This window comes from Robertmurraya mesotrionivorans, assembly GCF_050971805.1.
Taxonomy (GTDB): domain Bacteria; phylum Bacillota; class Bacilli; order Bacillales; family Cytobacillaceae; genus Robertmurraya_A.
In genome coordinates this window covers 56,047-77,660 of the sequence record NZ_JBPCCH010000001.1, presented here as the reverse complement: position 1 = coordinate 77,660, position 21,614 = coordinate 56,047, and the positions used below count along the sequence as shown (strand labels likewise).

The window sequence follows — 21,614 nt, the reverse complement described above, 5'->3', positions numbered from 1 at the left end:
TATAAAAGGAGGTTCCCAATGGTTACCTCCCTACCGTTATTAACTATTTTGTCTAATTGTATCTACGGTAGTCTGGTCACAAGCTTTTACAAGTCTTATTAAAAGCTCTTTTGCAGCAGCATAATCGTCAACATGAACAATCGAAGCGGCAGTATGAATGTATCGAGAGCAAATACCAACAACAGCACTTGGAACTCCTTCATTTGAAATATGCACTCGTCCAGCATCAGTACCACCAGGGGAGACAAAGTATTGATATGATATATTATGTGTTTCTGCTGTATCTAGAACAAACTCTCTCATCCCTCGATGGGTCACCATTGATCGATCTAGAATTCTTAGGAGCGCTCCTTTTCCTAGTTGGCCAAACTCATTTTTATCACCTGCAGCATCATTTGCAGGACTTGCATCAAGGGCAAAGAAGATATCTGGCTTAATTAAAGCGGCTGCTGTTTGTGCACCTCTTAATCCAACTTCTTCCTGAACGGTTGCGCCAGAATATAAAGTGTTTGGTAAACTTTCTCCTTGAACTTCTTCTAATAATTCAATAGCTAGACCACAACCATATCGGTTATCCCAAGCCTTAGCCATTATTTTCTTTTCATTTGCCATTGGGGTAAACGGACAGATCGGAACAATTTGCTGTCCTGGTTTAATTCCTAGTTCCTTCGCATGGTCCCTGCTATCAGCCCCAATATCAATTAACATATTACTAATTTCCATCGGCTTACTTCTCTTACTTTCATCCAAAAGATGAGGAGGAATGGAAGCAATCACCCCAATAACAGGACCGTCATTTGTCATGACCTGTACACGCTGTGCTAGTAGAACTTGGCTCCACCAACCGCCTAATGGCTGAAAACGAATCATCCCATTATCTGTAATCGCCGTTACCATAAATCCAACCTCGTCCATATGTCCCGCAACCATGACACGAGGGCCATTGGCATTTCCGTGCTTCACTCCAAAAATACTTCCTAAATTATCTTGAATGATTTCATCAGAATACTGAGTTAATTGTTCACGCATAAACTTTCTAACCATATGCTCATTTCCAGATGCACCCTGAAGTTCCGTTAGCGTTTTGAAAAGCTGTAATGTCTTCGAATTCATGTATTATGGCCTCCTAATATTCACATGACTCTTTATGTACATTCTTTATTTTACTTAACTTTCCGACATGTTACCACTTTATTGGTTGCTACTCTTAATTATGTACGCAAAATTTGATATGATGGAAGGAGGAGAATTTATTTGTATGAAAAAGGAGGGGCTTTATGAACTGGAAATCATTTTTAACTGGTGTTTCTGTTGGAATCATTTCAGGCTTTCTAGCTAGTGAATGGGTCTCCCAAAAGGGCAACGTGTCCCCAGAGAAAGCCCTTACACACGCAAAGGTAAAATTTAAAGAAAGAGGTCCGATTAGCGGCTCTTGGATTCAAATGACAACCGAGCCGTTTGAAAAAAACAATATAACCTATGATGTGTATAAAGGTGGAGTATCACGAACGGTAGATGACACTTTAGAACAATACGAATTTATTTCAGATGCAAAAACCGGATCTATTCTAGAAGTTTATCCACTTTAAGAAAAGCTGCCGAATAAGGCAGCTTTTCTTATATACCTCTCTTCACTGACTCAACAATTTCATTATGATCATTCCACTTTATTGCCCGATAGAAAGCATCATGATAAAAGGTAAACCAAGCATGATTCTCCAACCCAAATTGGAGCCACTTTTGTTTTGCATCTATCGAATTCATTGGATAATCATCATATGCCATAACCCAAAGTGGATTTTGATGGGCATGTGTTGGCATGATATCTGCCATATGAATAATCACTTCATTGTCATCCTCAACGATAAGAATGGAATGTCCATCACTATGTCCACCCGTATGAACCATTTTTATTTTCCCATTGACCCACTCATGCTCAAAAGGAACCACCTGTGACTCTATGCTTTGCCAATTTTCTTTCCAGTATGTATTTTGAGACCGAATATTTGGTTTTCTCATTTCATTCCACTCTACTGTGGAAACGATAATTTCTGCGTTAGGAAATGCGGCTATATACTCGTTATTCACTTTTTCTGTTAGCCCACAAGCATGATCAAAGTGCATATGTGTCATTAAGACATAATCAATATCTTCTTTTGTTAACCCTAGTACTTCTAAGGATTGTAGCAGTGCTGATTCCTCTGTTACGCCGAAATTCTTTTTTTGTTTGTCAGACAGCTTTCCTTTCCCAATTCCAGTCTCAACCAAAAAGTTTTTCCCTTCTTGCTGGATTAAAATAGGGTCCGTTCTAAGCTCAATTTGATTTTTGTCGTTATGAGGGTATTTCTTTGACCAAAGTGCTTTCGGAACGACACCAAACATGGCACCACCATCTAAGTGAGTAACTCCGCCTTTCAACCAAGTAAGCTTTACATGTTTTAACTGTAACGTTTCCATTTCATCCCCCCTAGGTCTTATACCTGTATTGTACCACTCCTTCCTTTTTAAGGAATATAAAAAAGAGTCTATTAAGAAAATAGACTCACTTGATTACTGTAGAAAATTTTTTCCATAAAAAATTTCATCCATTTCGGTTGTTAAGCTTTCAGTAATTTCTTCCTGCTCATATATGCTTAATGAATCCTTTGTGTATCCAAATAAATAATTATTTAAATCAAAATTTTTCAGTTTGCACTTCGTATGAAAGATATTTTCTTGATATACGTTTACATCAATCATATCATATTGATTCTTGATCTCGTCTGGTATAAAGTTTTGTATCGATGTGATATCATGATCGATAAACAATTTGTGACCATGTTTATCCCTCGTAAACCCGCGTACCCGATAATCAATGGTCATGATATCTGTATCAAATGAATGGATTAAGTAATGTAACGCTTTTAAAGGAGAAATTTCCCCACAAGTGGAAACATCGATGTCCGCACGGAAGGTACTAATTCCTTCGTATGGATGGAACTCCGGGTACGTATGAACCGTAATATGACTTTTATCCAATTGCATAACCACTGAATCCGGAAGTGGCCCTGGAGATTCATCATATGTAGATTCAGTCGGCACCTCAACAACAGGTCCTTCAGAAACGAGAATGGTCACACTTGCTCCCTGTGGTACATAATCCTGCTGAGCAATATTTAAGACATGTGCACCAATAATATCGGATACATTTTTTAAAATTTTTGTTAACCGATCTGCATTATATTGTTCATCAATATATTCTAAGTAAGCTTCCCGCTCTTGCCTGGTTTTGGTGTAACAAATATCATACATATTAAAGCTAAGTGACTTAGTTAAGTTATTAAATCCATGTAATTCAATTCGCTGTTCTGGAGTGAGCATTCATTCTTCCCCCTTCACATAATCTCCGTAAATATTATTAACTTACCCAACTCCTTACGAAAAAAAACAGTCCTACAATAGTAGGACTGCTTATTTTTTCTGAAATTGAACTTCGCAACGATAGATACGAGAGCCTTTGGAAGAGAACTTCTCTTCGTATTCTGTCATAATATTTCCTTCATAAGAACTATTATGAAGATCTAAGCTTACATACTTTAAAAGCATTCCGTACTCCGAAAAGCTTCTAAGAGAGAACTCAAATAAACCTTGATTATCTGTTTTAAAGTGAATCTCACCGTTATCTACCAGAATATTTTCATAAATAGAAAGGAAAGTTTTGTATGTTAACCTTCTCTTCTCATGGCGTGTTTTCGGCCAAGGATCAGAGAAATTTAAATAAACTTGATCAACATCACCCTTAGCAAAATACTTCTGAAGTTCGACAGCATTAACGTTCATCAGACGCAGATTAGGAAGGTCTTCTTCAATTAGGCGGTCGAGAGCAATAACAATTACACTTTTATATACCTCAATACCAATATAATTAATATGTGGATTTGCTTTAGCCATTTCAGTAATGAAACGACCTTTACCTGTTCCAATTTCGATGTGAATAGGCTGGTCATTCCCGAATACTTCTTTCCAATTTCCTTTGTAGCTTTCTGGATTTGCTACAACATATTGCGGATAGGATTCGAGCCTATCCTTTGCCCAAGGCTTATTTCTTAAACGCATGTTGACACCCCTAAAATAATCTATCGTTCAAACCATATCATGTGAGCAATTTTGTTGCAACCAAAACTAATACTTCGTCCATATAATTAATTTACGTATAAATAAAAAAAGGAATTCACAACATAAATGTGAAGTTCCTTTTTGCGTATTTTCAAGCAACCTTGAAAGGGTGTATCGAATGCCTTTAGAACAGAAAGATCAAATGAATTTATTAAAAGATATATTAACGAATCACAGTACCGATTGTTGTGGGTCGGTATCTGAATGTGAACAATTAGAACGTTTGGTAAAATCACTGATGGTTAACACGGAACTCGATTATAATGTAAAAAATGTACTGGAACAAATTTACAGCTATTCTCAGCACGGTGCAAATACGAATGAGCTAGATCAACATATTGAGTCGCACCAAGAACAACTTGGACAGTGGGTTTCAGAAATCGATCAATTTTCTTGACCAACCAGAGTAGACAAATAATTCACCCAGTAATTCATCTCTTCGTATCTATCCTTATTTTTATGCCATTGAATAGATGAGATGGTCTGTGCAATCGTATACCATTTCATTCGCAGCATCAGTTCGTCCGTAAGCTCTATTTCATACATGTCTAACCATTCGCTCCATTTGTCTTGCGGGAGATACCAATACAGCATCATTCCTAAGTCTATGGCAGGGTCGGCAATCATCGCACCATCCCAATCAATGAGATACAACTGGTTGCTTTCTGTGAGCAACCAGTTATTGTGATTAACATCGCAATGACAAACAACTTTTTCCTCATAATGTATACTATCAAGCTCCTGATGCAAGAATAATAGAGCCTCTTGAATGGCCGCGTGAGATTTCACATCCTCATCTAGCTCCTGCACTAAAATGGACAAAAGATGAACAGGCTCTAATGGAGTTTTCCCCATCCTTTTTAGCATGCCGAGTAAGGCTTCCGACTGGTGAATCTTCTTTAGGAGCTTTGCCACTCGCTTCGTATTCATATCTTGTGCCTTTAGCTCTCTTCCCTCTAACCATTGCTGAGCGGTGATTACATCCCCGTTTTCAAGCCTTTTTGTCCAAATTAGCTTTGGAACAATACCTTCTGCTGATAATACGGCAAGGAATGGAGAGGAATTTCGTTTAAGAAAGAGCCTCTGATCTTCATGCTGTGCAATAAACGCTTCTCCTGTCGCTCCTCCTGCAGGAACGATTTCCCACTCTTGTCCAAATAAGTGTTCCAAAATTGTTCACCTTCATTTTAACTGCGTCGTTAGTTTCTATAATAAGTACTTTTCTTTATTAAGTATTCACCATGGTAAAGCACAAGTGCCTTACAAGTAAAAAAGACGGCTATTGTAAAGAAATTCGACAATAGCCATCTTTATAGATTTTATCTCCTAGTGTTTCCTTCGTCAAGTAGAGACATCATACTTTCTTACTTGACTAGTACATAAACACTAAGTGGAGGGAGACTAAATTCTTTTTCATGTATTTGATAAATCCCATTCATTTCTACGATGTTTTGATCCGCAATGACCTGCCAATCAGCGGTAGGTAACGAAACATGACGTTCAGTTTTTAGAGGATTGAATAGAACGATGATTTCACTCCATATTCCAAATTTCCTAACATCACGAAGTGTGTATCCAATAACAGGCTTTTCCACTGGTAAGAAAGACATATGCTTATTAATCAGTTCGGTTGAATGAAAACGAAAGGCTTGATGTGATTTTCTTAATTTGATTAATCCCATGATATAGTCTACATGCTCTTTATTTTCATATACTCGGTCCCAATCCACTTGATTAATGTCATTAGGCGATCGATAACTATTTCCATTTCCTTTTTTGGTCCGAAAAAATTCTTGGCCACAATGTAAGAAGGGAACTCCTTGAGACAAGAGAACAAATGCAGTTGCCAATCTCTGCTGCTTTTTTCTAATCTCTTCAGGCTCCTCTTTTTCACATATAAGGAGTTTATCCCAAAAGGTATGGTTGTCATGAGATTCGATGTAGTTTACCGATTGAATGGGTTCTTGAAATAATCCCTTTTCCTTCAAACCTACACTACCTGCTAAAATTTTCTTTGCAGCCTCGAAGTATCTTTCATTTCCTAATGCGTAGCCTTTATCATGGAGATTGAATGTATTTCCCTTTACCGTATCCCTAAAGAAGTCATTGAATTGACCAACTCTTGGAAGTTTCTTCTGATTACGAATACTCGCCTTTGTGTCAATGGCGATCGGAGTATTTAAATCCCATCCTTCCCCAATCATAATGGTCGAAGGATCCAATAAATCAAGCGATTTTCTTATTTCATTCATCGTTTCTATATCTAAGATCCCCATCAAATCAAAACGAAACCCATCTATTCCGTATTCTTTTTTCCAAAAGAGGACCGATTCGACGATAAATTTCCTCACCATTTTTCGTTCAGAAGCAATATCATTTCCTACTCCTGTTCCATTAGAGGGCATTCCATTTTGATCATGTCGAAAAAAATAGCCTGGTACAATTTTTTCAAAAGAAGATTGTTCTCTAATGTATACATGGTTGTATACAACATCCAATATAACTCGAAGTCCTTCATCGTGAACAGCGCCAACTAACTTCTTTAATTCATTGATTCTGGCATACGGATCATGACAATTTGATGAATAACTTCCTTCAGGAGCATTGAAGTGTATGGGGTTATATCCCCAGTTATAATCTTCCTTATCCCCTAGCTCATCAACACCAGCAAAATCATGTAGTGGGAGCAGCTCGATGTGTGTTACTCCTAAATCCTTTATATAGCTAAGTCCAGTAAGCTGACCGTGGCTAGTAAACGTATCTCGTTCACTCGCACCTAAATATAAACCTTTATCTGTAACTCCACTATTTGGGTGGATGGTTAAGTCTCTAATATGTGCTTCATAAATAATAGCGTCAGTAGGGGAATTAAATCCTGTTAGCGGTTTACTTACCACAGGTGTTCGATTTAGATCGATTATCACTCCTTTTTCCCCATTTGCTGTAACAGCAACAACATAAGGATCAACCGCTTCTCTCCATTGAAGATTCACACAAACGAGATAAGTATAGTGATGTCCTTCGAGATCTCCTTCTACTGTAGTGACCCATATCCCTTTATCCATGCGTGTCATTTCGTATTGACATGTTTGATCGTCAGCTGTCCGAGCAAGTTTTACCTGACATTGTGTTGCGGTAGGAGCCCAAAGTGTAAAGACGGTCCTTTCTGGTGAATATTGGATTCCCATAGGCCCGTCATAGTAAAATTTTTCATCAAACTGAGGAGATCGGATAACCGCTCCTATCTGGAGATCTGTCTCCCCTCCATATTCATCCATCACACAATAAGTCCATCCGATTTCCGGTTCCTTGTCTGTATGGCAAATATATTTAACGGAATCATGTAATCGTATTTTCTCAATAATAGCTAACTTCTCAGTTTTATCACCAGCTTTGAGTGAAAATTCCTTTGACTCGCCATTATGATAACTCATAGGTAACAAGATCGTAATTATGTTTACATCATCTAAATAGGCATAAAAAAGTCTTTCAATAATAATCATGCATTTTTCAGCTCCTTCTGCCCCCTATCCTTCTTTATTCCCCTTGTGATAATTGGCAACACCTGCTGACAAGCCTGAATTTGTAAAGGCGTTTCAGCAAAATAATCACCGTCAGCATGCGCCATCATAGGGGTAGAAGAATATATTTGAATTTCTCGTCCAGTTACCATCTTCACTTCTTTGAAGGCGACATGACCACCCCAAAAAACGCTTACAAACACAGAAAGCATTTTTAGCCTTGATAAACGATGCACGATAATAATATTTAACAAGCCATCATCGGTTTTTGCACTCGGAGCAATTTGCATTCCTCCTCCATAAAACGGCTGGTTGGCCACAGTCACAAACCAGGTAGCAGTAAAATCATGAGCGATGCCATCCACAGTAAGTTGAACATCTGTCGGTTGATAAAATAGAATTTCCTTAATAAGCAAGTACACGTATACTAGGCCACCCAAGGATAATTTATTTAGCCACTTTTTCATCTTTGATTGATTGGCGAGTTTGGAAATTAAGCCGTAGAGACCTGCTCCCATGTTATTTATGAAGTACAGGTTCTCCATACTGGAGCTTGATATTCTACCAACGTCAGTTAACCTCGGTTCTTGCTTTCTCTCTCTTAACAATACGGATAATGCATGAAGAGGATTTCTTGGTATTTTAAATCCTCTTGCAAAATCATTTCCAGAACCAGCAGGAATAAATCCAACTTTGACATGTGGAATAGAGATTACCCCATTAACTACCTCATTTAATGTTCCATCTCCTCCAACAACAATGATTGATACCTCTCCTTCTTGCTTAGCAAGAAGCATCGCTATTTCAGCACCATTTCCTTTATAAGCGGTCAGAAACGCTTCGTAGGGAATTTGTTGTCTTTGTAATTCTTTTTCTACTTTAGCCCACACTTTTAAACTATAGCCATTTTTGGCATTTGGATTAATAATAAAGTATAATTTCCCCATTTTTATCATCCCATACGTGTCTAAAATTCTTTTTCTTCTTGTTCCCCTTTATTTAAAACATCCCATTCTAGTCGGCGCATACTCGTTGTTTGACTAAACTGAAGAAGCATTTGCGCTGCTTTAAGCTGAGCATGCTTTAGTGGAGTTTTATTGCTTCTCATCGTTTGAAACCATTCTTCGTAATTTCTTTTTTCAATGAGCTTTAAACCATAGGGTGGAAAGGGATAATCAATATAGCCATTTCTACTTAATACTACTTTATGAATCGGCAACTCTATTTCATACAACTCAAATATTTTCTTTACAATTTTTTCTGTACGATTAAGCCCAATAAGTGGATTTAACACCTTTTGTTCCTGATCTTGATGACGCTTTACCCAAAACCTTTCTTTCGTTCCTTGAAATACAGCATGGTCCTCTTCCTCTAAGAAGCTGATACACCACACCTCTGTTGGGGTGATCAAAATCGTCTCTACTTCTACCGGAGCTTTTTTCAATAGAAAGATTGGCTCATACATCACGAGGGTTGTATCGGGAAAGCGTTGCAAAAAATACTTAAGTCTGTGATCATACAAATACTTCTTACTGATATTTGATTGCTCTAACAAGGTTGTGCTCGCCCATTTCATTTGAAAACGAAATAATTGGTCGAGAAATTGATGCTTGAGCTCAACTTCAGTAGCTGGTTTAAAGGTAAAAGAAGGGGAAAATGAAAGACCTGAAGATTCTTGTACCTCCGATTGTATCTCCTTCTCCACCGCTTCTTCGTCTTTTCTTTCTCTTTTAAAAAATCCCTTCATACGATCAACTAAGGGCTGTTTATCTTCTTCTAACCAATTCGTTGAGACCGGTTGAATGCTTTCAATGATAGAATCTGACTCCCAGAGAGAGTAGATTTTTTCCCATTGCTGCTTTTTCAACCTTACATATCTAGTTGGATATTCGTAAATATTTTGTTCGTAACGTGAAACATAATCTTGCAGTTTAATTAATTGGCCCATGCGGGTTTTCCTTTCTATAAACAGATGATCTATAACTTAAAAGATTGAACAACCTCGTATTTTGGTTCTCTTTCCACATGTGTCTGGTACAACACAATTTCATTAGCAACAAACGAGATAGCGTCACGAACAAAAGGGTTCTTTTGTTGTAGTGATTCAGGCGCAAATGTGGTATCTCCCTTCCACTTTCTTGCTACTGTTATATGTGGATGAAACGGTCTCTTTTCAAGGGGAAAACCAGCTAACTCGCAAGCATGAAATACCTTTTTCCTTACTTCGTATAAACAAATTTGTTCCACTAATCGCACCCAAAAGATTCTTGGAGACTCCTTTCTTCCAAAAGTATCTAGTCCTTCAATATCTAGAGGAAAAGCATTTTCTTTCTTAAGTGCATCGGATACAAGTTGAATCGACTTTTCCAACATGCCTGTTTCTGCGTTTCCTAAAAAGGCTAGAGTAATATGATAATCCTTAGGATGAACCCATTTTTGAAAAGGAAAGTCTTTTTGGAGTGGGAGTAGTTTATTATATACAAGGTTTTTCGTATCACTTGGTATTTTTACTGCATAAAAAAAATGAGTTTTTTTATCCATTATAACTTTTCAAACCTTTCAAGCTTTCTTATATTTTAACAGAGATTGAAACTGAATCGAAAAAATGACGATTACACGAAGTACATATGTTTGAATACAATATACCTCTTTAGGTATAATAAAGTTATTCTCTTTTATATGTTACATTTCCCATTTTTGTAGTAAAAATTTCGAATTCCAAGGAAAATAATTGAAGGTTAGGAGAACATTAGATGAAAGTTGTTCAAAATATTGCGGAACTAATTGGGGAAACCCCTTTACTTAAATTAAATCGTTTGGCACCCAAAAATGGTGCTTCCGTCTATTTAAAACTCGAATTTTTTAATCCTAGTAAAAGTGTAAAGGATCGTGCGGCATTCAACATGATTATTACAGCTGAACAGAAGGGATTATTAAAAAAGGGTGCAACTATTATTGAGCCTACAAGCGGGAACACAGGAATTGGACTAGCCATGAATGCTGCGGCCCGAGGATACCGTTCCATATTAGTCATGCCTGATACCATGACAAAGGAACGCATCAATCTATTAAAGGCATACGGTGCTGAGGTTGTTTTAACACCAGGTGATGAAAAAATGCCTGGTTCGATAAAAAAGGCACAAGAGCTAGCAAAAGAAATACCAAATAGTTATTTGCCTATGCAATTTGAAAACGAAGCAAATCCAGATGCACACAGACACTCTACCGCTCTTGAAATTGTTGAAGCTATGAAAGAAATAGGTAAGCCGCTTTCCGCATTTGTCGCCACTGCGGGAACAGGAGGCACGATAACTGGAACGGGTGAAGTGTTAAAAGAACATTATTCAAATTTGCAAGTCCATGTAGTGGAACCTGCAGGCTCACCGGTCCTTTCTGGGGGCAAACCTGGGAAGCATAAACTAGTAGGAACGAGCCCAGGATTTATTCCTGATATCCTAAACCAGAATGTATACGACCATATTCATAAAATAACGGATGAAGATGCCTACACAATCACAAGAAGATTGGCTAGTGAAGAAGGAATATTAGTTGGGCCATCCTCTGGTGCCGCCTGCTTCGCTGCCATAGAAGTTGCTAAAACTCTTGGCCCTGATGACGTTGTTGTCTGCATCGCATGTGATACCGGTGAAAGATATCTTTCAAGTGATTTATTTTCTTAAGATACTAGAGAAGGCTGCCCTAGTAGGCAGCCTATTTTAGTTACTCTATGGTTCCGCATTCCTTCTCTATTTCGTCCTTTATCAACTGCTGAAGCTTTTTCGTAACTTCTCCTGGAGTTCCTCCAGAGATTTTTTTCTCCTCAACTTCTACAATTGGTGTTACCTCTACAGTTGTTCCACATAAAAATACTTCATCCGCACGTAAAACCTCTTCAACTGTGAACTCTTTTTCTTCAAAAGGAATTTGATTTTGCTCACATACTTGTTTCACTTTTTGCCTTGTTATTCCGTTTAAAATCAAGTTGTTCGCTGGATGAGTGATGACCGTTCCATTTTTTACAATGGCTACATTTGAGGAACTGCCTTCTGTTACGATATCACCTCGATGTTGTATCGCCTCAAAGCAACCAGCTTCTACTGCTTTCTGTTTGGCAAGGAGATTCCCTAGTAAATTCAGACTCTTGATATCACAGCGCAGCCAACGAATGTCATCAATAAATATTGCCTTTATACCTTCTTGCATACTGCTAACCGGACGATCAACTTTTCTCGTATATGCAACAAAAGTAGGAGCTACGTTGTGAGGGAAGGCATGATTACGCGGTGATACTCCCCTTGAAAATTGCATATAAACAATGCCATTAGTCAGCTCATTTTTCTCAATAAGACCTTTTAACATTTCCTCTAGTTCAGACGGTTGATAAGGTATTTGAATGGTTATCTTTTCCGCACTTTCCTGCAATCGATTCAAATGTTCCTTGGCGGTAAACATTTTTCCATTATACACCCGTATCACTTCATAAACGCCATCACCAAACTGATAGCCACGATCCTCAATATCGACGGTTGCAAGTCCACGATCTACTATTACTCCACCAACAATAACGTATTCCATACATACACTCCCTTTGTCCTCTATTTATTTAGCTAATTCATATATGGCCTGAGCATAGATTGCTGTTGCTTTTAGCAAATCCTCTAAAACCATATACTCATCCTTTTGGTGAGCCACGTCCGGTCGACCTGGAAATAATGGCCCAAAGGCAACTCCTGATTGCAGCGAACGTGCATAGGTGCCCCCACCAATCGCCAGCAACTCTGCCTTCTCACCCGTTTGTTCTTCATAAACCTTTTTTAGGGTTTGAATCAGAAAATCCTTTTCATCCACATGATGGGGTTTGGAGTCTGATACATTTTGAACCTCAAAACCTTGTTCATGTAAAACAGGAGCTAACTTTTCCTGTATTTGATCAAGTTCTGCTGTGACAGGATAACGAAGATTGATTCCTAACATCCCGCCATTTTCTTTTGTAAAGGAAAGTTTTCCAACGTTTAACGTAAGATCCCCAGAGTTATCATCCGTATAAGCTATTCCTAATTGTTTTCCACGGCTATCATGATAGAAATAGGTTTGAATAAAGGAGAAATACTGTTTTGCTAGACCACTTAGTTGTAATTTATTTAGGAAAACGGCTAAAAGAATGCCGGCATTTTTACCAAGATCAGGTTCCATTCCATGAACAGATATTCCTTCTAGTTCTAAAATAAGTTCTCCTTTATCTATAAAGTATTTTCCATTCAGCTGTTGCTCATCAAGGAAGCTTTGAAATTCTTGAATAATATGTGTTTCTTCTTGATTGGTATGTAAGGCTGCCTTGGCGAAGTCAGGAACCATATTATAGCGTCTACCTGCTTGAAAAGATAATACAGTAGTTCCACTGTTATCCTCAGTTTCGTATGTCCTTTGCACAATATCAAAATCTGAGATTCCTTTTTCAGCAAATATAATCGGGAAATCAGCATCTGGTGCAAACCCCATGGTTGGCATTTCTTCATGTTCAAAATAATGATCCACACAGCGCCAGTTGCTTTCTTCATCCGTCCCGATGATCATTCGCACTCTTTTCGATAAAGGCAGTTGAAGTTCTTTTACAATTTTCATCGCGTAATATGCGGCCATCGTTGGTCCCTTATCATCAATGGCACCACGAGCATAAATGTTCCCGTTACGTATCTCCGCTGCATACGGGTCACTCGACCATCCATCTCCTTCTGGGACAACATCAACGTGACAAAGAATTCCGACGCTTTCCTTTCCTTCTCCGAATTCTACATGCCCAGCAAGATTTCCTACATTCTTGATTGAAAACCCATCAGATTTCCCAAGTTCAAGCATGTGGACAAGTGCATCCTTTACTCCCTGTCCGAGCGGTGCATCATCAGTGGCATTTTCTTCATCTAGAACGCTTTTTATTTGTAAAAGCTTTTGTGTATCTTCAATTAATGAATCCTTTCTTTTTTCGACTTCTGAAAACCAATTGATGTTTGTCACGAAAATCCTCCTAAAAAATCCAATCTACTTGACTTAAATAATATATCCCCGTGCGGGAAAAGACAACCGCAATGACAATTCCTAGAAGAAACAAACTATTCACCGCTTTACGCTTGCCTTCGTAATAACCCGGGTGATCCTTATACTTTCCAATGAGTGGATGTGAAGCGGTAATTTTCACCCAACAAGCATCAAGATACCAACGAAGGATAAAAAGAAAAGCGACAAAAAAGAGGCCGACAAGCCAGATCGTTGGTGAGACAACCATCGCTGATATGGTAACACCAATAATCTGTAAGTACGAAAACACATACGAATAATTTCGCAGAAACACCTTCAGAAACAATTCGATAAAGGCATGACTAGGAGTCCTCTTTTTAAAGAGTCGTTTGGAATGCCGAAACAATAAAGGATTTTTCCGAATAACAGGGGTGGTCTTTTCAACAGAATAAGAAAATTGATAAATAAGACCAACGTATTTTAGCTTTTCCTCTCTTTCGATCATGAGTTCTTCATCAAAACTACTTATTTTCAGAAGCTTTCGAGTCGATAAATACACCCCCACCATACCAGGAACCCAAGCGATACACATGAGAACTAATGAATGGTTTGCGATAGCCCAAATGACCAATTGCGTGATCCAGCTGCCTATCACAAACACAAAAAATAAGAATAGAAACCGTATGTATTTTTGCTTCATCCTACGTAACTGTAGTTTTCCATACATCAGTAAAATCTTAATGTGCAAAAGGTAGAAAAGATACACCAAGATATTTGCTAACTTAAGTTCATAATGAACAATAAAAAAAGGGAGTAAAACACAGAGTAGTAGAACCAAAGAGAGTGTTTGACTAATAACAGTTGAAAAATAGCTCCATATCTTCATTCGTAAAAAGAGACGCTTATTCTTTATTAAAAATACTTTATCAGCCTCTTCTATAAATGTACGGTAATTTCCAAACCAAGTGAAAACATAACCAATCAAAAAAACGAGTTCAACCGGAATAGGTAAAATCCAGTTTGGAACCTCTATCCACCAGGAACGATATATACCAATACCAATGGCAATGGATGGGAGGATCATATAAAGAAGAATGGTCCAATCCGCTACACTTTTAATAACACCGTACTGAAACTTCCATTCCCTCAACAGTCTTGTATAAAATAAAGAGATTCCATTCATTACACTTGCTCCTCAGCGATGTAATGAAAGCAATCAAATAATGATCCATTAGGAAGCTTACAAATCCCCCTAATTTCCTCGAGTGTACCGTATGCGGCTAATCGTCCCTTGTTTACCAATAAAAAGCGATCACATACCTTTTCCGCTGTATCAAGTACATGCGTCGACATGAGTATTCCTGCTCCCTTAGAACGTTCTTCCTCTATTGATGTTAGAAATAGTTTCATTGCCATCGGATCTAATCCGATAAAAGGTTCATCTATAATATAGATTTCTGGATTAGTAATTAAAGCTAAAATTAACATTGCTTTTTGCTGCATCCCTTTTGAGTATGTTGCAGGTAATGTATGTGCGACTTCGGCTAGTTTATATTGCTCGAGCAACAGTTCTGCTTGCTGTTGATATCTTGTTTGATCAAGTCCCTCAACAGCTGCTATAAAGTCCATATGTTCCCACAAGGTTAATTCATCATAAAAAATGGGTCTCTCAGGCAAGTAGGAATACCTACTGTCTCGGAGAAATTCGATCGTCCCCTCCATATTTTTCATTAAACCTAAAATAGATTTAATCGTTGTGCTTTTCCCTGCACCGTTTGGTCCAATTAAACCGATCAATTCTCCACTATTCAACGAAAAGTGAATATCCTCAATAATCGAGGAGCCTATTTCGTATTGTGCTTGATTTATATTTACACTAAGTAACTCCATGATCCACCTCCTATCATTGAGTACGATTCATTGAGAGAAGAAGTTTCAAAATAAAAAATGCTGTCCTAATATGTGGACAGCATTTTTTATTAGGGGCCTAGTAGCTCCTGTAATTCAACATTTTCGTATTCTAATGCGTAATCATAGGCGGTGTAGCCAGTGCCATCGACGTAGTTTGCATCTGCTCCGTATTGTAATAAGAGCTTTACCATTCCAACATTCTCATTGTAGGTAGCATCTATAAGCGGTGTCGAATCGTACGCATCAACTGTATTGGCATTCGCACCGCTTTCTAGTAATAGTGCGGCTGCATCAAGCTGATCCGAGTATACTGCCCAATGAAGAGCAGATGATCCTTCACTATCTACTTCATTTATGTCGGCACCTTCATCTAAAAGAGTAGCTATGGCATCCGTATCGTTCTCACTTGCCGCTTCCATTAGAGGTGTCATGCCCTCGATTTCAAAAGCTTCAGAGAATACATTGAACTTCTCTAGTGCCTTGTAGGTCATATACACGCCGCCAGCAAATACAAGTGATAGCAATAAGGCTACGATTACTCCAATTACGATTCCTCTTTTTGGTTCCTTTAACATCTCCACTTCTGTTTCTGAAAAGAATTTATCAACTTCATATAATCTTTTTGGCAGATGAGGATGTGTAGAGAGCTTTTCATTTAACCAAACAAAGAAGCCTGCTTCAGATTCAATTTGTCTCATATATGACTCTTTGTTGACCTTTTTATAAAGCTCCTTCCCAATTGCTAGAATGGTCAAAGCATTTTTCGATGCTGTAAGTGACCCACAGTAATAGGTTGCATAACGGTCGCATGTATATTCACATGCTCGTAAGTATGCATCTCCTAAAAAAGGAACCCACATGGCTGGCAATAGAAGAAAATTCACCGTTACATGCTTCCTTTTTAAATGAGCAAACTCATGAGCAAGAACAAATAGCACCTCATCTTCTGCATCCCTTTCAATAAGTTCAAATATCTCCGAATAAAGGACCACCATATTTCTCCCGAAAAATCTGGTCGCAAATGCATTTAATGTTCCTTGTGATTCAATAACATACATTTGTGGCATCTTTTCTAAGCCCATTTGTGCGGCCATTTCCTGTGACTTTTGATAAAGGGTAGGAAATTGTTCTTCACTTATACGAACACCATTTCTTCTAATGCCTCCGACCATTAATCCATGAAAAAATACAGATAAGAGGACCATTACGATAATAATACCAATACCTAGAATTGAAAAAACTAAAAAAAGATAGGTTAAAATACTAAAAGTTAATACGAGTGCAAAATAGATATTCTCTTTGCGATGGACAAGCTGTGAAGATAAATAAGAATTCAATCTGTGTCATTCCTTTCAAATTATTATTGTCCTATTTTTTCAAAAATCAAATTTCTTATCATAACTGATATGACTTAAGTAATAGAATATAACAGCAGCAAGAAAAAGGGGGTATTTTTTAAAGAAAAGATTACCATTTTATTAAATTATTGTGTAAAAGTAGAAATTATCTGTAAATAAGAGTACAATAATCTACAAGAAAAGACATTATCATTTAGTCAGCTTTTCATCACTTTGTAAAGGGGTTGTCTAGGGAAAAGAAGCTTACATACATTTGGAGAGTCATCTTCAAGAAGTCGTCCGTTGTAGCTATTTGCCAAAGGTTTGAAAAAAGGATAGGGAGTGGTTTTTTGAAACCTTCGACTAACCGGATGTTAAACCGTATCAAATCCATCTACATGTTTATTAATAACCATGGAATTGTCACGACGCAAGAGCTTGTGGAGGAATTTGGTATCACTCCTCGAACGATCCAGAGAGATCTAAATGTTTTAGCTTATAATGACCTAGTCGAAAGTCCAAGTCGTGGAAAATGGACAACAACCGAAAAAAAGGTAAAAATATCATCTTAAATGACGGTTCGCCCTTCCTAATCGAAAGGGCGAATTCTTTTATTTCACTTCATAATTAATTAACTCTTCCAATTCTTCATCCGTTAACTCTCGATATTCCCCTAACTCTAAAGTCTCATCAAGCTTTAGAGGGCCCATTGACAATCTTTTTAAGTAGATCACTCTTTTTCCTACAGCTTCAAACATTCGTTTTACTTGATGAAATTTCCCTTCCGTAATCGTCAGCTCAATATCCGAGGTCATTCCCGATTTTAAAATCGTTAATTGTGCTGGCTTGGTCAGATATCCATCATCAAGTGTGACTCCCTTTTGAAAAGCTTCCCCATCGTCACTAGTAACCATTCCTTCAATAACTGCAAAATAGGTCTTGGGCACATGTTTCTTTGGGGATAACAAACGATGAGATAACTGTCCATCGTTTGTTATCAATAAGAGTCCCTCTGTATCTTTATCAAGGCGACCTACTGGAAACGGCTCAAACACTTGGTCTTCGTATTCAAGCAAATCAATCACTGTTTCATCGTGATTATCTTCAGTAGCTGATATGACTCCAGGAGGTTTGTTCATCATTAAATAAACAAATTCCTTGTACTCGACTACTTCTCCATTTAACGTAACCACGTCATTGTCTGGATCAATATGTTGTTTTGAATCTTTTATTACTTTATCGTTCACGACTACAGCGCCGTCTTTTAAAAGTTTTTTTACATCTTTCCTACTTCCATAGCCTAAATTAGCGAGCATTTTATCAATACGCAATTGTTTCCCTCCCAGTGGAGTCTTACCCTCTTAGTTTTACCTTCTTCATGATTCTTTCCACACGTTCACCAAATAAAAAGTAGATGAGACGAGTTTTAAAGCTTAAATACACATAAATCCCTGCGCCAGCTGCTGCTGAAAGGAAAATGATAATAAGAGACTCCATCTCAGATTTTGGTGATAAGACCAGTGTTGCTAAATAGTAGACAAGTGCTGCTACGATTATCATAAGCACATTAAAAATAACGATGAGCAATCCTCTACGTAAAACGAGGCGGAAGCGATATCCAGAGAATATTTTAATAACCACCAAATTAATCGCAATGGCAACTCCGTAACCAAGTGCCGTTGCGTAAATCGCTCCGTCTGTCTCAAACAACTTTATGAATGGAATATTTAGTGAGAGCTTCACTAAAATCCCTACTAACAGACTTAAAATGGTGAACTTTTGCTGATCAATTCCTTGTAATATCGCTGCTGTCACTGAGTAAAGAGCAAACAATACCGCAACTGGTGCATATAATTGCAGGATGTCAGTCCCAGATGCATTAGGTCCATAAAAAACCGTATATGCAGGCTCAGCGAGTAGTGATAGTCCAAGTGCAGCAGGCAATGTGATGAACATGAGCACCTGGAAGGTTTGGTTGAGTTGCTTGTTCACAGCCTTTTGGTCCTTCGAAATAAAGGCTTGAGTAATACTAGGAACTAGCGTTAACGAAAATGCCGTTGCCAACGATACAGGAATGATGACTAACTTATGGGTATTAAAACTTAATTTAGCTAGTTCTCTTTCCGAAATACTCCCTAGCCCAATAGAAGTCATTGCCCGATTAAAGGTCATCGTATCAATCCATTGGAATAAAGGATTTGCAATTCCAACAAGAATAAATGGAATCGAATAAATCAGAATTTCCTTGTACATATCTCTTAATGATACTTGAACGGTTCCCTTATCTTGTAGGAGTAATTCATCGAGATAAGGCTTTCTCTTATACCAATACAAAAAGAGAACAAATAAGCTACCCAAGCCTCCAACGAAGGCTGAGAACGTTGCAATACTAATAGCAGTAACAATTTCACCTTTCATTACCTTAAGAACGACAAACGCTCCAGCTAATAAAAAGGCAATACGAACAACTTGTTCAACCACCTGTGACACAGCCGAAGGCCCCATCGATTGATGTCCTTGGAAAAATCCGCGAATTAAACTCATAAAAGGAATAATGATAAGAGCAAAACTCACTGCTCGAATGACAGTAACAATTTCGCTTGGATTCGTTTGCTTTTCATTATCAGCAATGATAATGTCCGCAACGATTGGCGCGGATAAATAGAGGATCAAGAAGGCAGCAATACCTGTACCAAGCATGACAAGCAATCCTGACTTAAAGAGCCTCCTGCCAACCGCATATTCTTCCATGGCATTATATTTGGAAATAAACTTAGCTACAGCTAGAGGTACTCCAGCCGTTGCAAGACTGATAAATATGGTATAAGGAACATAGGAATATTGATACAGTACGGTTCCTGTTTCTCCTACAATCCTTGCAAACGGAATAACGTAAAAAAGACCTAATAATTTTGAAATAAATGTTCCTAAAGTTAATATAAACGTTCCTCGTAATAACTTAGATTGCATGTGATCCCTTCCTATGTAGAAATGCCGAAAATTATTTCAAACGCCAAATTCATATTTTATCATAAAGTTTGAAAAAAACTGTGATTTTTGTGTGAACCTAATCTGAGTGTACACAACTCCGTGCTTTGATGCTACTTTTTGTGGAAAAGTTTTCTTTCTTAACAAGCTGACTTATAATGGTGAATGAAAGTTGGTGAAAGATATGAACTATGATGTAATCGTCATTGGTGGAGGGCCTTCTGGGCTGATGGCCTCCATTGCTGCAGGTGAAAAGGGAGCTAAAGTACTTTTAATTGATAAAGGAGACAAGCTAGGTCGAAAGCTTGCCATATCTGGTGGTGGTCGTTGTAATGTAACGAATCGGCTTCCAGTGGATGAAATTATCAAGCATATCCCAGGTAACGGTCGCTTTTTATATAGTGCGTTTTCCATATTCAATAACGAAGACATTATTTCTTTTTTTGAAAAGCTTGGCATTCAATTGAAAGAGGAAGACCACGGACGGATGTTTCCTGTTTCAGATAAAGCACAATCTGTTGTTGATGCAATGATCAGAAGGATGAAAGAGCTTAAGGTGGATATGCTCACAAACTCTCCAGTCGAAACAGTGGAATATGAAGATGGAAAAGCATCCGCTGTACGATTAAAAAACAAGGAGAGATACTCTGCCTCATCAATTATTTTGGCAGTTGGAGGCAAATCGGTCCCTCATACCGGATCTACAGGAGATGGATATGCTTGGGCGGAAAAGGCCGGACATACCATCACAGAGCTATTTCCAACCGAAGTTCCTATTACTTCAAATGAACCTTTCATTCAATCAAAGGAGCTACAAGGATTGTCATTGCGTGGAGTGGGCCTTAGTGTGTTGAATCCAAAGGGCAAGCCTCTCATCACCCATGAGATGGATATGATTTTCACTCACTTTGGGATTAGTGGCCCGGCAGTTCTTCGTTGCAGCCAGTATGTGGTGAAAGCGATGAAAAAGTGGAACCTAAAGGAAGTGGTGATGAGTATTGATGCCCTTCCAGGAAAAAAAGAGGAGCCACTATTCCAAGAAATCATTGCGATGGTGAAGGCCGATCCAAAGAAAAGTGTAAAAAATATACTTAAGGGCTATTTACCCGAGCGCTATTTATTGTTTTTATTACAGGTGGCTGACATCGATGCAAACGAACAGGGTGGAGTCATTTCCCATGATAAGCTTCGAAGCTTTGTAAAAGCTTGCAAACAGTTTCAGTTTAAGGTGAATGGAACTCTTTCCCTAGAAAAAGCCTTTGTTACAGGTGGTGGAGTGTCTGTGAAAGAGGTTGAACCGCAAACAATGGCATCCAAGCTTGTTGATGGATTGTATTTTTGTGGGGAGATACTGGATATCCATGGATATACTGGCGGGTATAATATTACTTCTGCCCTTGTGACAGGGCGATTAGCTGGAGCTAATAGTGCTGAATATGCCTTGAGTCAAGCCTGAGGATTTTTTCTTCCTCAGGCTTTATATATAATCATGGCTGTAAAACAATAAATTTGCTCATCCACGTCCTCTGGTAAGGCAGCAATATTATATTTAATATCAACCAGTTTTTGTTCATCCACCTTTTCGAGAAAACGATTCATTTTCTTTTCAAGGTCTTTTTCATGCTCTTCATCAAACAGTTTTACTTGAATCATTGATCTCACTCCTTTTTATGGAGTATTAACAAAATTC

The 21,614-nt window shown here is 38.1% G+C and carries 22 protein-coding genes; 5 read left to right on the top strand and 17 right to left on the bottom strand.

The window, feature by feature from the left end:
• Nucleotides 1–39: 39 nt before the first annotated feature.
• Nucleotides 40–1,113, bottom strand: a complete 1,074-nt coding sequence (locus ACRX5O_RS00405) for a M42 family metallopeptidase (protein WP_433904150.1) — start codon at nt 1,111–1,113, stop codon at nt 40–42.
• Between the two features lie 164 nt (nt 1,114–1,277).
• Here ACRX5O_RS00405 and ACRX5O_RS00400 point away from each other — a divergent pair, with 164 nt between their 5' ends.
• Entirely contained in the window at nt 1,278–1,589 is a 312-nt protein-coding gene (locus ACRX5O_RS00400; RefSeq protein WP_433904149.1) for a hypothetical protein, read from the top strand.
• A gap of 28 nt (nt 1,590–1,617) precedes the next feature.
• Here the strand turns inward: ACRX5O_RS00400 and ACRX5O_RS00395 are convergent, their stop codons facing one another.
• From ACRX5O_RS00395 to trmB, 3 genes are all read right to left on the bottom strand, one after another.
• On the bottom strand, nt 1,618–2,457 hold the full coding sequence (locus ACRX5O_RS00395; RefSeq protein WP_433904148.1) for a YtnP family quorum-quenching lactonase: 840 nt from the start codon (nt 2,455–2,457) through the stop codon (nt 1,618–1,620).
• 93 nt (nt 2,458–2,550) lie between these two features.
• The gene (speD, locus tag ACRX5O_RS00390) at nt 2,551–3,360 is read right to left on the bottom strand and encodes an adenosylmethionine decarboxylase (RefSeq protein ID WP_433904147.1); all 810 of its coding nucleotides are present in this window, start codon (nt 3,358–3,360) and stop codon (nt 2,551–2,553) included.
• Nucleotides 3,361–3,450: 90 nt separating this feature from the next.
• Nucleotides 3,451–4,095 carry a tRNA (guanosine(46)-N7)-methyltransferase TrmB gene (trmB, locus tag ACRX5O_RS00385; RefSeq protein WP_433904146.1) on the bottom strand — a complete coding sequence of 215 codons (645 nt, stop codon included), beginning with the start codon at nt 4,093–4,095 and terminating at the stop codon, nt 3,451–3,453.
• 178 nt (nt 4,096–4,273) lie between these two features.
• Here trmB and ACRX5O_RS00380 point away from each other — a divergent pair, with 178 nt between their 5' ends.
• Nucleotides 4,274–4,552: a YtzH-like family protein gene (locus ACRX5O_RS00380; protein ID WP_433904145.1), complete on the top strand. Its 279-nt coding sequence runs from the start codon at nt 4,274–4,276 to the stop codon at nt 4,550–4,552.
• On the opposite strand, the gene ACRX5O_RS00375 is transcribed toward ACRX5O_RS00380, so the two are convergent.
• The 5 genes from ACRX5O_RS00375 to thpR form a co-directional block, all read right to left on the bottom strand.
• Nucleotides 4,540–5,325 (bottom strand): phosphotransferase, encoded by a 786-nt coding sequence (locus ACRX5O_RS00375; RefSeq protein WP_433904144.1) that lies wholly within the window; start codon nt 5,323–5,325, stop codon nt 4,540–4,542. The two genes, ACRX5O_RS00380 and ACRX5O_RS00375, sit on opposite strands and share 13 nt — an antisense overlap.
• A gap of 194 nt (nt 5,326–5,519) precedes the next feature.
• Complete coding sequence (gene pulA / locus ACRX5O_RS00370) at nt 5,520–7,658, bottom strand: type I pullulanase (RefSeq protein WP_433904143.1); 2,139 nt, start codon at nt 7,656–7,658, stop codon at nt 5,520–5,522.
• Nucleotides 7,655–8,623: a diacylglycerol/lipid kinase family protein gene (locus ACRX5O_RS00365; protein ID WP_433904142.1), complete on the bottom strand. Its 969-nt coding sequence runs from the start codon at nt 8,621–8,623 to the stop codon at nt 7,655–7,657. The genes pulA and ACRX5O_RS00365 overlap by 4 nt, the downstream gene beginning before the upstream one ends.
• 20 nt (nt 8,624–8,643) lie before the next feature.
• Nucleotides 8,644–9,624, bottom strand: coding sequence for an NERD domain-containing protein (locus ACRX5O_RS00360; protein ID WP_433904141.1), 981 nt, complete (start codon nt 9,622–9,624; stop codon nt 8,644–8,646).
• A 29-nt stretch (nt 9,625–9,653) separates the two neighbouring features.
• On the bottom strand, nt 9,654–10,217 hold the full coding sequence (gene thpR, locus ACRX5O_RS00355; RefSeq protein ID WP_433904140.1) for an RNA 2',3'-cyclic phosphodiesterase: 564 nt from the start codon (nt 10,215–10,217) through the stop codon (nt 9,654–9,656).
• A gap of 212 nt (nt 10,218–10,429) precedes the next feature.
• Here thpR and cysK point away from each other — a divergent pair, with 212 nt between their 5' ends.
• Nucleotides 10,430–11,356, top strand: a complete 927-nt coding sequence (gene cysK, locus ACRX5O_RS00350; RefSeq protein WP_433904139.1) for a cysteine synthase A — start codon at nt 10,430–10,432, stop codon at nt 11,354–11,356.
• 40 nt (nt 11,357–11,396) lie between these two features.
• On the opposite strand, the gene dat is transcribed toward cysK, so the two are convergent.
• The 5 genes from dat to ACRX5O_RS00325 form a co-directional block, all read right to left on the bottom strand.
• Nucleotides 11,397–12,251, bottom strand: a complete 855-nt coding sequence (dat, locus tag ACRX5O_RS00345; protein WP_433904138.1) for a D-amino-acid transaminase — start codon at nt 12,249–12,251, stop codon at nt 11,397–11,399.
• Nucleotides 12,252–12,275: 24 nt separating this feature from the next.
• Complete coding sequence (pepV, locus tag ACRX5O_RS00340) at nt 12,276–13,688, bottom strand: dipeptidase PepV (RefSeq protein WP_433904137.1); 1,413 nt, start codon at nt 13,686–13,688, stop codon at nt 12,276–12,278.
• 10 nt (nt 13,689–13,698) lie between these two features.
• Complete coding sequence (locus tag ACRX5O_RS00335; RefSeq protein ID WP_433904136.1) at nt 13,699–14,871, bottom strand: ABC transporter permease; 1,173 nt, start codon at nt 14,869–14,871, stop codon at nt 13,699–13,701.
• Nucleotides 14,871–15,578, bottom strand: a complete 708-nt coding sequence (locus ACRX5O_RS00330; protein WP_433904135.1) for an ABC transporter ATP-binding protein — start codon at nt 15,576–15,578, stop codon at nt 14,871–14,873. The genes ACRX5O_RS00335 and ACRX5O_RS00330 overlap by 1 nt, the downstream gene beginning before the upstream one ends.
• Before the next feature lie 89 nt (nt 15,579–15,667).
• Nucleotides 15,668–16,936 (bottom strand): M48 family metallopeptidase, encoded by a 1,269-nt coding sequence (locus ACRX5O_RS00325; protein WP_433904134.1) that lies wholly within the window; start codon nt 16,934–16,936, stop codon nt 15,668–15,670.
• A gap of 350 nt (nt 16,937–17,286) precedes the next feature.
• Between ACRX5O_RS00325 and ACRX5O_RS00320 the strand changes: the two genes are divergently transcribed.
• Nucleotides 17,287–17,508, top strand: coding sequence for a DeoR family transcriptional regulator (locus ACRX5O_RS00320; protein ID WP_066057490.1), 222 nt, complete (start codon nt 17,287–17,289; stop codon nt 17,506–17,508).
• 39 nt (nt 17,509–17,547) lie between these two features.
• Here ACRX5O_RS00320 and ACRX5O_RS00315 read toward each other — a convergent pair whose 3' ends face one another.
• The gene (locus tag ACRX5O_RS00315; RefSeq protein WP_433904133.1) at nt 17,548–18,267 is read right to left on the bottom strand and encodes a pseudouridine synthase; all 720 of its coding nucleotides are present in this window, start codon (nt 18,265–18,267) and stop codon (nt 17,548–17,550) included.
• 22 nt (nt 18,268–18,289) lie between these two features.
• Nucleotides 18,290–19,906 carry a putative polysaccharide biosynthesis protein gene (locus tag ACRX5O_RS00310; protein WP_433904132.1) on the bottom strand — a complete coding sequence of 539 codons (1,617 nt, stop codon included), beginning with the start codon at nt 19,904–19,906 and terminating at the stop codon, nt 18,290–18,292.
• A gap of 202 nt (nt 19,907–20,108) precedes the next feature.
• On the opposite strand from ACRX5O_RS00310, the gene ACRX5O_RS00305 reads away from it, so the two are divergent.
• Nucleotides 20,109–21,380, top strand: a complete 1,272-nt coding sequence (locus ACRX5O_RS00305) for a BaiN/RdsA family NAD(P)/FAD-dependent oxidoreductase (protein WP_433904732.1) — start codon at nt 20,109–20,111, stop codon at nt 21,378–21,380.
• A gap of 14 nt (nt 21,381–21,394) precedes the next feature.
• On the opposite strand, the gene ACRX5O_RS00300 is transcribed toward ACRX5O_RS00305, so the two are convergent.
• Nucleotides 21,395–21,577: a sporulation protein Cse60 gene (locus ACRX5O_RS00300; RefSeq protein WP_066057499.1), complete on the bottom strand. Its 183-nt coding sequence runs from the start codon at nt 21,575–21,577 to the stop codon at nt 21,395–21,397.
• Between the last annotated feature and the right edge of the window lie 37 nt (nt 21,578–21,614).

Coding starts and splice junctions, on each gene's coding strand:
- dat (WP_433904138.1), bottom strand. CDS start 12,251: ATGGAATACGTTATTGTTGGTGGAGTAATAGTAGATCGTGGACTTGCA.
- ACRX5O_RS00405 (WP_433904150.1), bottom strand. CDS start 1,113: ATGAATTCGAAGACATTACAGCTTTTCAAAACGCTAACGGAACTTCAG.
- ACRX5O_RS00330 (WP_433904135.1), bottom strand. CDS start 15,578: ATGGAGTTACTTAGTGTAAATATAAATCAAGCACAATACGAAATAGGC.
- ACRX5O_RS00335 (WP_433904136.1), bottom strand. CDS start 14,871: ATGAATGGAATCTCTTTATTTTATACAAGACTGTTGAGGGAATGGAAG.
- ACRX5O_RS00400 (WP_433904149.1), top strand. CDS start 1,278: ATGAACTGGAAATCATTTTTAACTGGTGTTTCTGTTGGAATCATTTCA.
- speD (WP_433904147.1), bottom strand. CDS start 3,360: ATGCTCACTCCAGAACAGCGAATTGAATTACATGGATTTAATAACTTA.
- ACRX5O_RS00360 (WP_433904141.1), bottom strand. CDS start 9,624: ATGGGCCAATTAATTAAACTGCAAGATTATGTTTCACGTTACGAACAA.
- ACRX5O_RS00300 (WP_066057499.1), bottom strand. CDS start 21,577: ATGATTCAAGTAAAACTGTTTGATGAAGAGCATGAAAAAGACCTTGAA.
- ACRX5O_RS00395 (WP_433904148.1), bottom strand. CDS start 2,457: ATGGAAACGTTACAGTTAAAACATGTAAAGCTTACTTGGTTGAAAGGC.
- ACRX5O_RS00380 (WP_433904145.1), top strand. CDS start 4,274: ATGCCTTTAGAACAGAAAGATCAAATGAATTTATTAAAAGATATATTA.
- ACRX5O_RS00305 (WP_433904732.1), top strand. CDS start 20,109: ATGAACTATGATGTAATCGTCATTGGTGGAGGGCCTTCTGGGCTGATG.
- ACRX5O_RS00365 (WP_433904142.1), bottom strand. CDS start 8,623: ATGGGGAAATTATACTTTATTATTAATCCAAATGCCAAAAATGGCTAT.
- cysK (WP_433904139.1), top strand. CDS start 10,430: ATGAAAGTTGTTCAAAATATTGCGGAACTAATTGGGGAAACCCCTTTA.
- trmB (WP_433904146.1), bottom strand. CDS start 4,095: ATGCGTTTAAGAAATAAGCCTTGGGCAAAGGATAGGCTCGAATCCTAT.
- pulA (WP_433904143.1), bottom strand. CDS start 7,658: ATGATTATTATTGAAAGACTTTTTTATGCCTATTTAGATGATGTAAAC.
- ACRX5O_RS00310 (WP_433904132.1), bottom strand. CDS start 19,906: ATGCAATCTAAGTTATTACGAGGAACGTTTATATTAACTTTAGGAACA.
- thpR (WP_433904140.1), bottom strand. CDS start 10,217: ATGGATAAAAAAACTCATTTTTTTTATGCAGTAAAAATACCAAGTGAT.